The following is a 15,419-nucleotide window of genomic DNA, read 5'->3' as shown; positions in this document are numbered from 1 at the left end:
GGAGCGGCGTTCAATCGGATCACCGGTTATGGCATGGGACGGATCTGCATCCTGCTTCCGATTGGCGCGGGCGCCGGACGATAGAACGCCTGCAAATGATCCCGGTGCTGGGTGACGAAATAGTCGCTGAGCTGATCTATCGAGATGTAGCTGAAAAACAGGGCTGGTGTGATCTCTATCGCAAAATGCGCGCTCAACTGCTGCGCAAGCTCGGTCAGATTGATGGAGTCCAGACCATATTCGGCCAGGTGAACGCTTTCCTCCAGCCTGTCGACGGCAATCTTGTAGCCGGTGGAAATCAGCCTTTTCAGATCTGTGGCGACGATTGCTTTCAACTCATCATCCGGCACGTCCGTCGTCTTTGCGGCATTGGCTTCGGGATGAGCGACAACCGGGATATCGAGGCTTAACGCAACCTGACGGTTGGGTGTCCTTTCATAGAAGCGTTGCAGCGTGGATGTGATCCGGCGTGCGTCGCCGATCATGACCAGCGACTGAGTGGAACCCGCTTGTACCAGGTCACACCATAGGGGAATACCATATCGGGCGGACAGGGCTTTCTGACCGCTTGTCTTCAGATAGAAATCGGTTCGCTCCTTGTGCCGAGCGCCCATTCCCCCTTCCGCGCCGTCCCATAGCGGCCAGTTTATGACAATCGTCTTTCCGCGGAAGCGTGCGTTTTGTTCGCGATAGTCTCCGTAGCCCATCTGGAAGCGGTTCGCGATGGCATAATCGCAACCACCGAAATCTCCGAGCAACGCAGCGGACGATGAGAAATAGCAGATGAAATCCAGGGGCTGCTGGCCAAATACCTGATCCAGCAATAGGGTGCCGATCGTTTTCGGCCCCATCACTTGACGAACATCACCTGCAGATTTCTCGAAAAACGCCTTGTCGGATTCGACGCCTGCGGCATGGATTACGCCCGCCAATTCAAATGGCAGCCGGTGAGCCAGAGAGGTCAATCCGAGTTCGTCGCGGACATCCACCGTTTCATAAACCGCCTCGCGGGCCCCGAGCTGTTTTAGCTCATTGAGCTGCTTCCGAATGGTATCGGAAAGGGGTCGTCTTCCGACAAGGATCAATTTCGCCTGGTAATGGCTGGCCAGATGGCGGGCAAAGGTGAAGCCCAAAGCGCCCACTCCGCCGGTAATCAGGTATCCGCCATATTGTTTCAATGCTGCCGCTTTAACGTTTTGCGCCACATCAACGGCCCGAACCGAAAGCCTGCAGGCTTGCTCACCCCTCAGCCACACCACGCTCTCACGGCTCGACAAGGCAATCACCTGTTTCAAACCGATCGTGGTACTCTCACTATAGACAATCGAAATGACGGTTGCCGGATAATGCGGTTTCAAAGAGCGCTGGAAGCCGATCCAGGCGTAGTCCCAGCATGAATCCAGAGATTGATGATCGTAGTGCCCCAGCAGCGTCAGTTGGGATATCTGGCTGGCGAACGGCCTTATGGCTTTGAATAACGTGAATAATTCATGGATTCCCGCCTCGCCTTTGCCTTTTGACCAGGCATAGACAACCGATGAGGCTTCCTCCGCCTCGCCGACGAGCCGACGGAATAAGGTCTGCAACTGCACTTCGTCATTGGCACGACAACAATACAAACGATCGGACAGCTTTTGAAAGCGGTCGCCCCGGACGACGTATATTACGTCGCCGACAGGTGCGGCATTTGCGTCCGCTGCCTGCTCCTTCAGCCAATTCTCATCCGAGAAGACGATCGTCCGATGCGCATGGGACGCATGAATATCCACCTCGGTTTCCGAGGCATCCAATGGCACTTCTTGCCAGTATTCCTGAAAAATGAGGGTCTCAGCCGATGCATCGCGATTTCTGTCGCCATCGATGACGCCGGCGCCAGCTATTGGCTGTGTCTCGGCATTTTTCCTCAGAGGGCCCGACCTAACCTTGCCGAGAAACTGCTCCTTTTCATCGTCTGACAAGGCTTCGAATTGCCGGATCACTTCATTCCGGTCGATATCTTTCGAGAAGACGTCTTTCAGAATATTGTCGATGAGCGAAAAGTTGGTTGTCATCTTATTGCCTATCTGAACCAGAAACAGTGAATGACGATAAAAAGGCGCTAGGAGGCACTTATTGTGTCCAGCAAGTCTTCAAGTTCGCGACGCAAGCGTCGCTTTGTGTCGGCGCCCAAAGACGCAGACTGATCCGACGAATTGAATGATTCAGACAGTGGTGGACGAGACGGGTCCGAGTGAGCCCAATAGCGTTCCCTGGCGAACGGGTAGGTAGGCGCACTTACCTTTGGCGGCATGTCGTCGCCATACAGGCGTTTCCAGGCAATATCCTGGCCCGTCACCCACCGTGCCAGGATCGTCTCGTAGTCGGAGTCCGCATATAAACGTGCCAGCAAGCGTTCCGAATTGTCGCCGGTATCATCAAGAGGCTTCGAGCCCGAGCCCCAATGGATACCGTCCGCATTCTGCCACTCAGTCAGCAGCAAGCCGAGCTTAGTCTTCATGTCATCGACCGAGCGCGCGACAAATCCCAGCCGGTGCTTCATCTGATCTCTTCCTGCCTGCAGCGTGCAGGCGAGCTTGACCAGATCGGCATGCGCGAACACGTTCCCGGCCGACTTGCGGGTGATCGACTGCAACAGCTTCTCCGCATAGGCTTTCAGCTGGTCCTGATATTTGGCCGACAGGACGATCATGACGGGCGGCTCGTTGCCTGGGGTTGCGGCTGCCGGCTCCTGCGCAGGGATATATTCCTCGAGCACCACATGGGCGTTCACCCCGCCGAAACCGAACGAGCTGACACCGGCGCGCAACGGTATCTCGTTGCCTTCGGCATCGATGAAGCGCTCCCATTTCCGGGTTTCCCTGACGATGTGGAATGGGCTGCCCTGCAGGTTGATGAGTGGATTCACCTCATCGCAATGCAGGCTCGGCACCAGGGTTCTGTGCTTCATCTGCAACAGCACCTTGGCAACGCTCGCGACACCCGCGGCAAGCTCCAGATGGCCGATGTTGGTCTTGACCGATCCGATACCGCACCGTGCTGCACCGCCATTGGAAGCGCCCGCATATGCGTTCAATTCCTTGAACGCTTCCTGCATGCTGCTGACTTCGATCGGGTCGCCAAGCGGCGTGCCCGTGCCATGTGCCTCTATATAGCCGATGGTTCGCGGATCGACATCCGCCTGCGTCAACGCCGCAACCAGCAGATCCTTCTGCGCCTTCGGGTTCGGCGACGTGAGCGTATTACCCCGCCCGCCATGATTGACCGCGGTCGACTTGATCACACCGTAGATGTGATCCTTGTCTGCTTCGGCTCGCGACAATTGTTTGAGTATCAGGATGCCGACGCCTTCTCCCCGGACATAGCCATCCGCTTGACTGGAGAAGGTCTTGCAGCGGCCATCCTTGGCCAACATTCCCGCCTTGCTGAAGCTGATATGGACCTGGGGCGAGAACATGCCCTGAACGCCCCCGACGATCGCGATATCGGCCTCGCCGCTCCTGATGGAGCTCACGCCCCGGTGGATAGCAACCAGGGACGAAGAGCAGGCGGTATCGACAGGCTCGCTCGGACCATGGAGGTTCAGAAGATAGCTGATGCGGCCCGGCGCGATCGAAGACACGGTGCCGATAACTGTTTGCCCACCGATCTCAGCGCCGGAGCTTGCCAGTAAGTCCGCATAGCCACTATTCCCGACGCCGACGAATACGGCCGTCTTGCTTCCGGAAAGACTTGCGGGCGCGTATCCTGCATCTTCGATCGCCGTCCACACATAGGTCATGAGCAGGCGGTGGCAGGGGTCCATCAGCTCCGCATCCCTAGGCGATATCCCAAAGAACAAAGGGTCGAAGTCGCCGCTGCCGGCAATGAAACCGCCCCACTTTCTGTCGGTCTTGTTTTTCTCGGTAGTCGGGTTGCCGTAAAAATCGCTCCAGCTCCAGCGCTCGGCCGGAATTTCGCCGATACAATCGCGGCCCTCCGCCAAATTTTGCCAGAACTCGTCGAGATCCTCCGCCATCGGGAATTTTCCGCTCATGCCAATAATGGCGATCTCCCTGACGGCGTCCTCGTGCTTCTGCGCATATCCGACGTTATCGTCCGAAAAGCGGGTGCGATAAGGCGCGGACAGCCGCAGCGGTGGCGTCACCGGAGCGATCTGATCTCCGCCGGTGACAGCTTCCTTTCGGTCAGGCTGGGCGATGGTCTGCTCGCTGTCGCCCCTGTCCACTTCATCGGCAGAGCTCTGAAACAGGCTCGGGTACTCTTCAAGCAGGTGCGCCGTCAGACTGTCGATGCTGTTGTATTCGAAGAACACGGTCGGAGTGATCGCATCGGCGCTCCCCGCTTTCAATTTATACAAGCCATTGAGCTTGTTACTGAATGTGGTGAAGGAAATCGAATCGAACCCATAGGCGCCGAACGGTTTGCCCTCATCAATCTCGGAAGGCTGCATCTGGACCTGTTCCGCAGCAATTGCCTTCAGCTGTGCCAGCACCCGCTTACGCAGGCTCTGTGAATTGAGAGGTTCCGAGGCCGGACCCCGATGGCTGTCCGGGCGAGAGGCTTGCAAGGCCGGCTCCGCTTCCTCCCTCAGATAGCTGCCTTTCATTTTTGCCTTGTCACCTTCCAATACGATGATCTGCGTCTCTTCGGCATTCAGGGCCTGATAGAATGCGTGAACTCCCGACACCGTCTGCAAGGGGCTGACGCCAGTGCTGTCCGATATCGCTTTCTGGTATTCCTCATCGGTCCGCATGCCGCCTTCCTTCCACAAGGGCCAGTCGATTGAGACCGTTTTGCCTTGGCGCTTGCCTTGCTTGCGCAAGCTGTTCCGATGGCGAGCAAAAGCGTCGAGGAAGGTATTGGCAGCGGCATAATCCGCCTGTCCGATATTGCCGAAGACGCCGGATACCGAGGAAAACAGCGCCATGAAATCGAGAGGCTCGTCCTTGGTAATATGGTCGAGAGCCAGCACTCCGTTCACTTTCGGAGCAAAGACCGCTCGAATGTCATCGGCTGTCTTATTCACGATCAAGGCATCGCGAAGCAGGCCGGCACAATGCAGGATGCCATTGAGCGCACCGAACTGCTGTTTGATCCGATCGAACACCTGCCTTGCGCCGGCAGGAGAACTGACATCCGCCTGCCAGTAGACGACCACAGCACCGTCTCCGCAAAGCTCGTCCAATGCCTGCTGCTGTGCCACGCCGATCGCCGTACGCCCGGTCAGGACGATCTTCACCCGCTTTCTTCGCAGCAGGTCCTTTGCGAAAATCATCGCCAGCTTCCCCGAGCCGCCGGTGATCCAGTAGACGCCATCCTGTTTGATCAAACCGGCGGGATCGCTTGCCTCAGGCGAGAATTCGACGAGACGCTCCACCCGACGCCGAAGATCGGCGGTATAGTGCACATGGGCATGGGTGAAATCATCGCCGATTTCGCGCTTCACCAGCGCAGTGATCGCCTCGGACGATTGTCTTTCCATTTGCTCGATAGAAACGAGCTTGCCCCGGAACTTCCGGCTCTCCTGCCGCGCGGTGGCGAACAAGCCGTTCAAGGCGGAATGGAAGTGAGCTTCATCGCCGCCCGGCGCCAACACCAGCAGGGTGAGCCTGCTCCCTGAATTTTGCTGGATCAGATCGAAACAAAGCTGGAAATTTTCCAGGACGCTCTGCCCGAGAACGGAAGCATCCTGCTCATGTTCCTCCGCTGTCCGGGGGAAATACAGAACCTGGCATTGAGGCGAGATATCAGCGGCGTTGATCACACCTCGATCGACACCGGCCAGAATGACGATCTGTGTTTCATCGGATGGTTTGAGTGCAACATGCTTCCGATCGGCAACCGTGTCGATCGGCTGGTCGATCCAGGCGGTGGAGAGATAGAGCATCTCCTGCTGCTTCTGCCCGGCCGGCCGGCCGACGCTGAAATCGGCGTTGACGAGCTTTCTGGCGCAGAACTCTTGAATTGAAACGCAGATCTCGCCGGCGCCGTTGACGATGTCGATATCGTATTTGACGACAGCGCCTTCCGGTTTCCCTCCCGCGCTGAAACGGACATGTGCATATCCATTGACCGGAGTCTTTTGATAGACATCGATGCGTTTGACGAAGAAGGGAAGATAGCCCCCGGTCTCGCCGGGCTGCAGGATCAGGCTATCGGTTATCTGAAAAGCGGCGTCCATGATGCTGGGATGAAGATGATATGCGTCGGCGTCCGGGAGCCTGTGTTCCGGCAGCCGCAGCTTCGCCAATGCCTGGTTCCGGTCTTTCCAGACTGTCTCGATCACCTGGAAACTATTGCCGTAATCAGCCCCCAGGCCGTCGAGGACGGAATAGAATTGGGTTCGCGAAAGGCTGGAATCGCAGGCAGACTTGATCGCCTGGATATCCATGGTCTTTGTAGCGTGGTCCGGTACATCCTCGTGTGTCAGGAAGCCCTGGCTATGGATCACAGGCGCGGATGGATCGCTCCCTTCGCTGAAGACTTCGTAGCGGATATGCTCTGCCTCCGGGGCAAGGCTCACGGAGAGAAGGCATTCATCGTTACCAACGATGATCGGCTGCATCCACACGATGTCGTTCAGCGATGTGATCCTGCGTTTGCTGGACGCTTGCGCTGCAAACAGCGTCATTTCCAAATAAGCCACCCCGGGAAGAATTTTTCTTCCTTTCAGCACATGTTCAGCCAGGAAGAATTCCGTGCCGTGAAACACGGAGGTGAATTGCTGGCGATAAAAGTCGGAAACGTTCCGATGTATCAATGGATGCAGGGCGTGTTCACGGGTCGGATCGACGCGCTTTTGAACCTGTTGTCTGCGATGATAGCGCTGCTGCGCGAAGGGATAGGTGGGGAGCGATACGCGGCGTGGATGACGCCCCTGATGGAGCAATCGCCACTCTATCGCGATCCCCGTGGCCCAGATTTTCGCCAGTTGATGCAGCTTGCCCTTCTCGAACCACATTCTGATCAATTCGTCGGCGTCTTCGTCTCTCTCGATCAGATCGAGCACGCCGTTCCTGTGGCTCATATCTCCCTGAAAAATGCCTTGACTGTTTTGATCACCACGAACGAAGCGCGACAGGCCGTCGATCAGTTCTTCGACACTGGACACGACAAAAGCCAACCGGCTTTCCATCCCCTTCCGACCCACCTGTAATGTATATGCCAGATTGGCCAAATCGGGCCTTTCATGCCCGTCATCCTGGAGGAAGGCGAGCAGCGTCTCGGCATAGGCACGGAGCCTGTCCTTGTTTTTCGCGGATAGGGGAATGACCGTCTGGGCCGGAGCCGGGTATGCGGAGGCTGGATCGGTTTTGCCCCGGTATTCCTCAAAGATGGCATGAGCATTCGAGCCGCCTATGCCGAAAGAGCTCAGCGCCGCCCGTGCCGGAACATCTCCGTCATCCCATACAGCTTCCTGTTCCTGGACATAGAATGGGGAGCGCTCGAAGTCGATTTGCGGGTTCGGACGGCTGTAATTGATCTGGGCCGGAAACTTTTTGTGGTGCAGGCTCAATGCCAGCTTCATGCAGCCGGCCAGACCGGCGACAGTATCCAAATGACCGATGTTGGGTTTGACCGAGCCGAGGCCGCAGAACTGCCGCTTGTCGGTATAGCGCGCAAACGTTTCCTTGAGAGCGGCCACCTCAATCGGATCGCCCAGCGCCGTTCCGGTCCCATGCGCCTCCACATAGCGAATGGATTCGGGATTGATCCCGGTTTTTTCCAGAACATGCTGGATGACGGATGCCTGACCAGTGACGCTCGGAGCATAAAAGCCGGCCTTGTCGTCGCCGTCATTGTTGATGGCGATGCCGCGAAGCAGGCAGTAGATGTTGTCGTTGTCCTTGATGGCGTCGACGGCGCGCTTGACCATGATCACGCCTGTCCCTTCGCCGGCGATCATGCCATCGGCCTTGGCATCGAAGGTCTTGCAATGGCCATCACTTGAGAAATTGAGACCTGGCTGATGGATGTAGCCTGCCTGGAAAGCGTCGAACAATGTCGCGCCGCCGACAAGCGCATAATCGACGTCACCAACCTGAAGCGCCTGATTGGCTAAGTGGAGACCGGTCAGCGAGGAAGAGCAATTGGTGTGCACGAACATGCTCGGCCCCTTCAGCCCGAGCTGATAGGAAATCATCGTCGGAATGCTGCCGCCCTGGGCAAAAATCCAGGATACGTAGTCCTCGGCATTTTCCATGACCGCGGGGTGCTCAAGACCCGTTTGCGCGAGTGAGTGATAGAGATTGTTGTTGGCCGACATGAACACGCCGGTTCTTGCAATATCTCCCGGCGTGTAGCCGGCATCCTCGATCGCCTTCCAGGAGTGGAGCAGCAACTGACGAAATTGCGGATCCATCAGAGCCGCATTCCCGTGGGAAATCCGGAAAAAGTCCGGATCGAAATAGTCCTTCCCTTCCAGATTGAGAGCGACCGGAACATAAGCCGGATTGTCCAGAATATCGGCGTCGGGGACGGATTGCGCGGCTTCGTCCGGGCTAAGGAATGTGACGCTCTCCTTGCCCTGGACCAGATTCTTCCAGAACTGCCGGTGGTCCTGCGCGCCGGGGAAATGACACGAGATGCCGACAATGGCGAGGCTCGTCTGATAGTATTCCGGGATATCGCGCTCGTTGCCTTGCCGCTCGGCGGAGACGATGGGAGCGATCTCATCCGGCGCCTTGTCCCGCGCAGGGCTATTCAGTTCAGTGAAGGTATTGAAGTACTGACTGATCTTCTCGATGCTGGGATATTTGAACAGATCCGTAACGGTAAACGGGCGCTCGAATTTCGTCGCAATCCGCTCGGCAAGGATGGTCGCCGAAACGGAATTTCCGCCGAGCTCGATAAAGGCATCCCCGACCTCAATTCCCTCAAGGCCGAGAACCGAGCGCCAGACCTCCAACAACGTCCGCTCCAGTTCCGAGCGTGACCGCACAGGCTGGACGTCTTTGTGCAGTTGGACATCCCGATCCATCAGTGCCCGCCGATCGACCTTACCGTTTAGCGTCATGGGCATCTTGTCGAGGGGAACGAAGAAGGCCGGTATCATATAGCCGGGGAGGCTATCCATCAGAAACGCCTTGAAGTTGGGGACCTGCCCGGCCTGCCGGGCGGGAACGTAAAAGGCGATCAGGCGCTTCACGTCCCCGCGATCCTGAAGAATGACAACGCTTTCCTGTATGGCCGGATGCTTGCTCAGATGACTTTCTATTTCGTCCAGTTCGATCCGGAAGCCGTTGAGCTTCACCTGGAAATCGATGCGCCCCAGATATTCAAGCTCTCCATTGGCCATCCAGCGGGCAAGATCGCCGGTACGGTAAAGCTTGGTGCCCGGCGTGAACGGATTGTCGATAAATTTTTCGGCGGTAAGCTCCGGCCGGTTCAAATAGCCCTCCGCCAGCCCGTCTCCAGCAATACAGAGCTCTCCGGGCACGCCGACCGGATTCAGGCGGTTGTGCCTGTCGAGCACATAGACCTGCGTATTGGCTATCGGCTTGCCGATGCTGACGGGCCCGTCCTTTTTCAGATGTTTGATGGTCGACCAGATCGTAGTTTCCGTCGGGCCGAACAGGTTCCAGACATCGCTGTCCGTTTCATGGAAGCGCTGCCGCAACGACGTCGGCATGGCTTCGCCGCCGCAAAGAATCTTGATCTTCTCTTCGTTGCGCCATCCAGCATGAAACAGCATGTTCCATGTGGACGGCGTGGCCTGCATGATCGTCGGTTTCTTTTGCCGCAGCAGTAGTTTCAGCTGCTCCACATGCTGAACGGCAGCGGTATCCGCGATGTGGCACTGACCGCCAACGATCAGCGGTAGGAACAGCTCCAGACCGGCAATATCAAAACTGTAGGTGGTGACAGCAAGCAGACTGTCGCCCCTGGTCATGCCGGGTGCCTTGGCGACGGACAGCAAAAAATTGGTGAGGGCCTGATGGGAAATCATGACCCCTTTTGGCCGGCCGGTGCTGCCGGAGGTGTACATGATATAGGCCAATGGTCGAGCGGCAGGCTCTTCCGCTCGGTTCGTGGCAACCGGCTGCTGCGCCGGCCATGGCTCATCCAGCACGATCACCTTGGCTGTCGACGGAGTCTCCTCCGGCTTCGCGGAGCTCAGCAATTGCGACACCTTGGGCTGCAAGGCTGTTTGTGTCAGGATGATATCGGCCTGGCTGTCTTGCAGAATGTATCTCAAGCGCTCTTCCGGAAACGCCGGATCGAGCGGAATATAGGTCATGCCCGCCCGGAGAATCCCCAGCAATCCGGCCACCATATCGATCGAACGCTCGGCGCAAATGGCGACACGCCCGTTGGAGTAGGTCGCCTGCGCCTGCAGGTATCTAGCAATTTCCGAGACCCGGCGGGACAGCTCTTCATAAGAGCAGGAGCGATGATCGTGAACCAGCGCAGTCGCCAACGGCGCTTCTTTCACCTGCGCTTCGAACAGCTCGTCCACGGTTTTTGTGACGGGATAGTCAATGGCCGTATCGTTCCAGTCACGAAGCAGGACTTGTTCCTCTGCCTCCGACAGTAATGAATATTCATCCAAAGACAGGGCCGGCTCGGCCATTGCCGCTTGTGCCAGATGAACATAGTGATCAGCCATGCGCTCGATGGCATCTGCCTCATAGCGCTCGGACTGATACTTCCAGTGCAGGGCAAATCGTTCTTTTTCCTCGAGGACTTCCAGAACCAGCTCGTACTCGCCTTCCTGCCTGATCCCGTCGACCCATTGGAAGAGATGATCCCAGTGGGCCATGTCCTTCAGAATGTCCTGGTAGATGAACGCCGTTTGAAAGATGGGCGCGGTCTCAGCCGAAGCGCCCGCCCCCAGGGCCTGAACCAGGGATGGGAAAGGATATTGATGGATCATTCCATCGAGCATGGTTGCCTGAAGTGCATTCAGGAACTTTTCGAACGTCTCGCCGGCCCTGACTTGGCTGCGCACCGGAACCATATTGACGAGGAAGCCGATGACATCCTGGTAACGGCCCTGGTTCCTCTCATTGACGGGCATTCCGACGATGAGATCCTCCTGACTGGAGTAGCGGCTCAGCAGCAGTTTGAACAAGCCCAGCAGGACGGTCGATTCATAGACCCGATGGGTTTCGGAAAAGTGTTTGATTTGCGCACTCAACTCGCGAGACAAAACGCAGGCATGGCTGGCACCGGCAAAGGGATTGGCTTGCGAATTTCGCGGCGGCGTGGCGGACAGGTTCAAGATCGGCAAAGGCTCGGCCAACTGCTCCTTCCAGTAGGACAGACGCGCCTGGCCTTCGTCGCTCTTCAGAAGGGCGCCCTGCCCGCGAACGAAATCGTCATGGGCGGCGGATAGCGGAAGCTCTTCCGGTTCACGGCCCGCGGACAAAGCCTGATAGGCATTGAACAGGGTATCCATCATCAGCAGGATTGAATGACCATCAAAAACAATGTGATGAACATTGATGAGAACGATGGTGTCTTCATCGGACAGCGAAAAGAGGAACGTTTTGAATAGTGGTCCCTGTTCAAGATCGAAGGCTTGCTTCGCCGCTTCGGAGAGCACTTTGTGGATCTGCTCCGCTTGATATCCATGCAGATCCGCCTGATGAAAAACAAGCTCGCGTTCCGGCTGCTCGGCATAGCTGAGAATGCCGCCGGAGGCCTGAAACACCGCGCTCAGGATGGGATGCCGTCTGACGAGAAGCCGGCAGGCCTTCTGAAAAAGCTTGATATCGAGATGCCGGACGCGAAAGCAGACGGGCACATTGTAAGCGTTCATCTTCGCAAAACGCTTTTGTAACACCCACAATCCCTTTTGCCCTTCGGACAGCAGATTGCCTTGCGGCCTGCCTGTATCTTGCGACCCGGCGCTTTCCGGTCGCGATGATGTCGGCAAGGCTCCGTCCGATGCCCTCGTCAGCTGGCGTTCGCCAAGCGTGATCCGATCGCATTTGTCGGCATGGTGGGCTGCCAAATAATCCGAGAGCGTCGCGATCGTGGCATGTTCAAACAGCAAGGCCGGGGAAAGCTGTATCTTCGCGCCTTTTGCCAACGCGTTGATCAGCGCAACCACACCTGCCGAGCTCAGGCCCTGGTCGAAAAAGCGCTCCTCAAGTTCGACCTGATAGATATCGATGTTCAGCTGTTCGGCGATGACCTGCTGCAAAAACAGCTCGACTTTTTCCCTGCCGCTCAAACCCGCCCCATCGGGGTCGGGGAGCCGGATCGCAGACGATGACACCTGCTTGTTCTCGGTGACCGTGATACGGGCCGGCTGTGTCGTCTTTTGCCGATACTCCCGGTCCGCCTGGTTCTCGACCTTCGGAGCATCGAAGCTGCCGAGCGGGCCATTGATCCAGTATCTTTCCCTGGCGAAGGGATAGGTGGGCAGGCTGACGCGTCGCGGTTTCACATGCCCCCAGACAGCTTCCCACTCGACCGGAAAGCCTTTCACCCAGGCATCCAGAACCTCCAGATAACGGCGATCTCGGGTCCAGCGCGCAATATTGTCCACAACCGCTTTACCCGATGGCGACGATGCAGATTGACCCGTTTTGGCTTGCCCGCGATAGACATCGGCCAACACATCCGGGCTCGCTAGAAACGCGCCGAGCGTGCGTTTCAGGCCTTGCAGGGAGTCGGCAACGAAGCCGAGACGCTCAGGCAGCGCCCGGCGACCGACCTGTAGTGTGTAGGCCAGGCTGGCGAGTGATTGATGCTCGTCATCCTGTGTTTGATAACACGGGTCCGTTTCGAGATGGACAAGCAGGCTTTCCGCATATGCCCGCAGACGGTCCGGATTCCTGGCGGACAGCACGATCACCACCGGGCCGCCGACATGGCTCAATTGAGAATTCGCCTCCGGCCCGGCGCGATATTCCTCGACAATCACATGCGCGTTCGAGCCTGTTGCTCCGAAGGCGCTCAGACCGGCGCGGCGCGGGTGACGCCGCTCGTACCCGCCGCCGGACAGCGAAGGCTGCTCCCACGGCCGGGCTTCCCGCTGAAGATAAAAGGGCGAGTTTTCCAGATCGATATAGGAGTTGACCGGATCGGCATGAAGAGAGGGAACGAGCGTCTTGTGATGAAGCTGCAGGACGATTTTGCTAAGCCCGCTGATGCCAGCCGCCGATTCCGCATGCCCGATATTCGATTTGACTGAGCCGATCGCGCAGAATTGCTTGTCGCTGGTGTGGCGGCTGAAGGCCTTTATCAGCCCCTGAATCTCGATCGGATCGCCAAGTGCCGTTCCGGTGCCATGCGCTTCCAGATAACTGATGGTTCGCGGGTCTATGCCGCTCCGCTCCAGGCATTGCGTCACGACGTCGGCCTGCGCGACGGGGCTCGGGACATGCAAGCCGTTGGCTTTTCCGGTGTGGTTCACCGCGCTGCCTTTGACCACCGCATAGATATGATCCCCGTCGGCTTTCGCGCGACGCAAGGGTTTCAGCAACACGGCTCCGACGCCTTCGGCGGAGACGTAACCATCCCCGCCTTCACCGAAAGACCGGCATGCGCCATCGGAGGCATGCATGTCTTCCAGGCCGTAGCTCAGATATTTGTTGGGATGCAGGGAGAGATTGACCCCACCCGCCAGAGCAACTTCGCTCTCGCCTTTCCGTAAACTGTCAATCGCCAGGTGCAGCGCCGTCAGCGAGGCGGAGCACACCGTATCGATTGCCATCGAAGGGCCATGAAAATCGCAGAAATAGGAGACGCGATTGGCGATCGGCGCCAGACTGAGAGATATGGGTAGCGGGTAACCCTGCTTGTTGGCTTCAGCCGCGATAAAGCTATAGTCATTGTGCATGACGCCGACGAAAACGCCCACGGCCTTGCGCTTGTTCGGCCCGACCGGCGCGACGATATTGTCGGGCGTATAACCCGCATCTTCCAGCGCCTCCCAGCTTGCTTCGAGAAAAAGACGCTCCTGAGGGTCCATGGTTTCGGCTTCACCAGGCGATATTCTGAAAAAGGGCGCGTCAAAGCAGTCGACGTCGTCGACGAACCCTCCCCACTTCGACATGCTCCTGCCGGAAACGGACCGTAGCCCCTCGAGCACCTGCCAGTCCCAGCGTGTTTCGGGAATCGTGGAGACCGTGTGCTTGCCCGCCTTCAGATTGGACCAGAATTCCCGCAGGTTCTTCGCGCCGGGATAGCGTCCGGACATGCCGATGATCGCGATATCCGTCACATCTTGAGACGCAGGCGAAGCGGGGATTTTGGCACCCTCGGGCGCTTCCGGCTCGGATGGTTTCGCCATCGATGTCGGGAGCGGTCGCTCGAACCGGCCGGCATGGGCGTCGAGCAGGTGTCCCGACAATGCCGTGACGCTTGTGTATTCAAAAAGCAAGGTCGGCGAGAGTTGGCTGGACAGCCTTTCCTCAAGGGCCGATACGACATGCAACAGGCCGGACGAATTCAGGCCCATGTCGTAAAAGTCCAAAGCCGGATCGATATCATCAGCCGCACCGCCCAAAACCGATGCGATCGCTTCCTTCACAGCCTGCTCGGCACTATTTGACGCCGGGAAATGCCCTCCGGCTGAGACTTCCTCGCGGCTGCTTGCGGGTGCCGCATCGGCTTCGGGCTGCCTTTCAGGATCGATGAACCCCGCATCCCGGACCAGCTTCACCGCGAAGTGGTTCAACTCGGCGATCTTCATGCCAGCCTGATTGAAGAAGGTCAGGTCCATCGAAAGCAATTCGCCGTTCCGGTGGACGGTATCGTTCGTCACCCGGACGAAGCATGTTTCGGAAAAGCATTCGGAGGCACGGAAGGAATCATAGACCAGCGGCAGGAACAGACGGTCTTCATCGTCAGCCAAAGCCGGGAAGGATGAGACGGCGCCCACAGCTCCGCCATCGATCAGCGTGGGATGGAACATGAATTCGTCCACATAAGCCGGGACGTCTGTCGGCAGGGAAACCTGAACGACCTGTTCGGTGTCGTGACCGTAGATCACCCCCGATGCCTTCATCAGACCGGAGTGAACGAGTTCGCGCCCGCTCAATCGGCGATAGACATCATCTAATGATGTCTGCGTTTTCGCACGCGTCTTGACGGATTGAATGTCCAGGCGCGTTTCAAAACTGATTGGCTGGCAACGGTGCATCTCTGCCGTGACATAGATTTTCGGCTCACCGACGGGGTGCCCCCCATCTGGACGCATTCGCCCTTCGATACGGATACGCCACATCCCTACTCCGGCTTCAACGCAGGAGATCGTCAGCTGAACGCTCTCCTGATCGCCGACGCGCAAGGGCGCGTAGATCACCAGCTTTCGCAGATCGAGTTGCGTATGCGGGAACCCTTTTTCCCGGAAGAACTGGTGGATAAAATCGATATATGCCAATCCGGAAAGTATATTTTGCCCATAGACTCTATGGTTTTTTAGCAAAGGGTGACTGCCGGTGATGTAAAACTGCTTTTCC

The 15,419-nt window shown here is 57.5% G+C and carries 2 protein-coding genes; both read right to left on the bottom strand.

Going from position 1 to position 15,419, the window contains the following annotated elements:
* Positions 1-26: 26 nt before the first annotated feature.
* Entirely contained in the window at positions 27-2,051 is a 2,025-nt protein-coding gene (locus HB780_RS13505; RefSeq protein ID WP_183688482.1) for a beta-ketoacyl reductase, read from the bottom strand.
* A 47-nt stretch (positions 2,052-2,098) separates the two neighbouring features.
* Positions 2,099-15,340, bottom strand: a complete 13,242-nt coding sequence (locus tag HB780_RS13500; RefSeq protein ID WP_286202948.1) for a non-ribosomal peptide synthetase — start codon at positions 15,338-15,340, stop codon at positions 2,099-2,101.
* Positions 15,341-15,419: the final 79 nt, after the last annotated feature.

Origin of the sequence: Rhizobium lusitanum (assembly GCF_014189535.1) — a bacterium.
In the GTDB taxonomy this organism is placed as follows: domain Bacteria; phylum Pseudomonadota; class Alphaproteobacteria; order Rhizobiales; family Rhizobiaceae; genus Rhizobium; species Rhizobium lusitanum_C.
The sequence above is the reverse complement of the archived record's forward strand: the minus strand, read 5'-3'. Positions and strand labels throughout refer to the sequence as shown.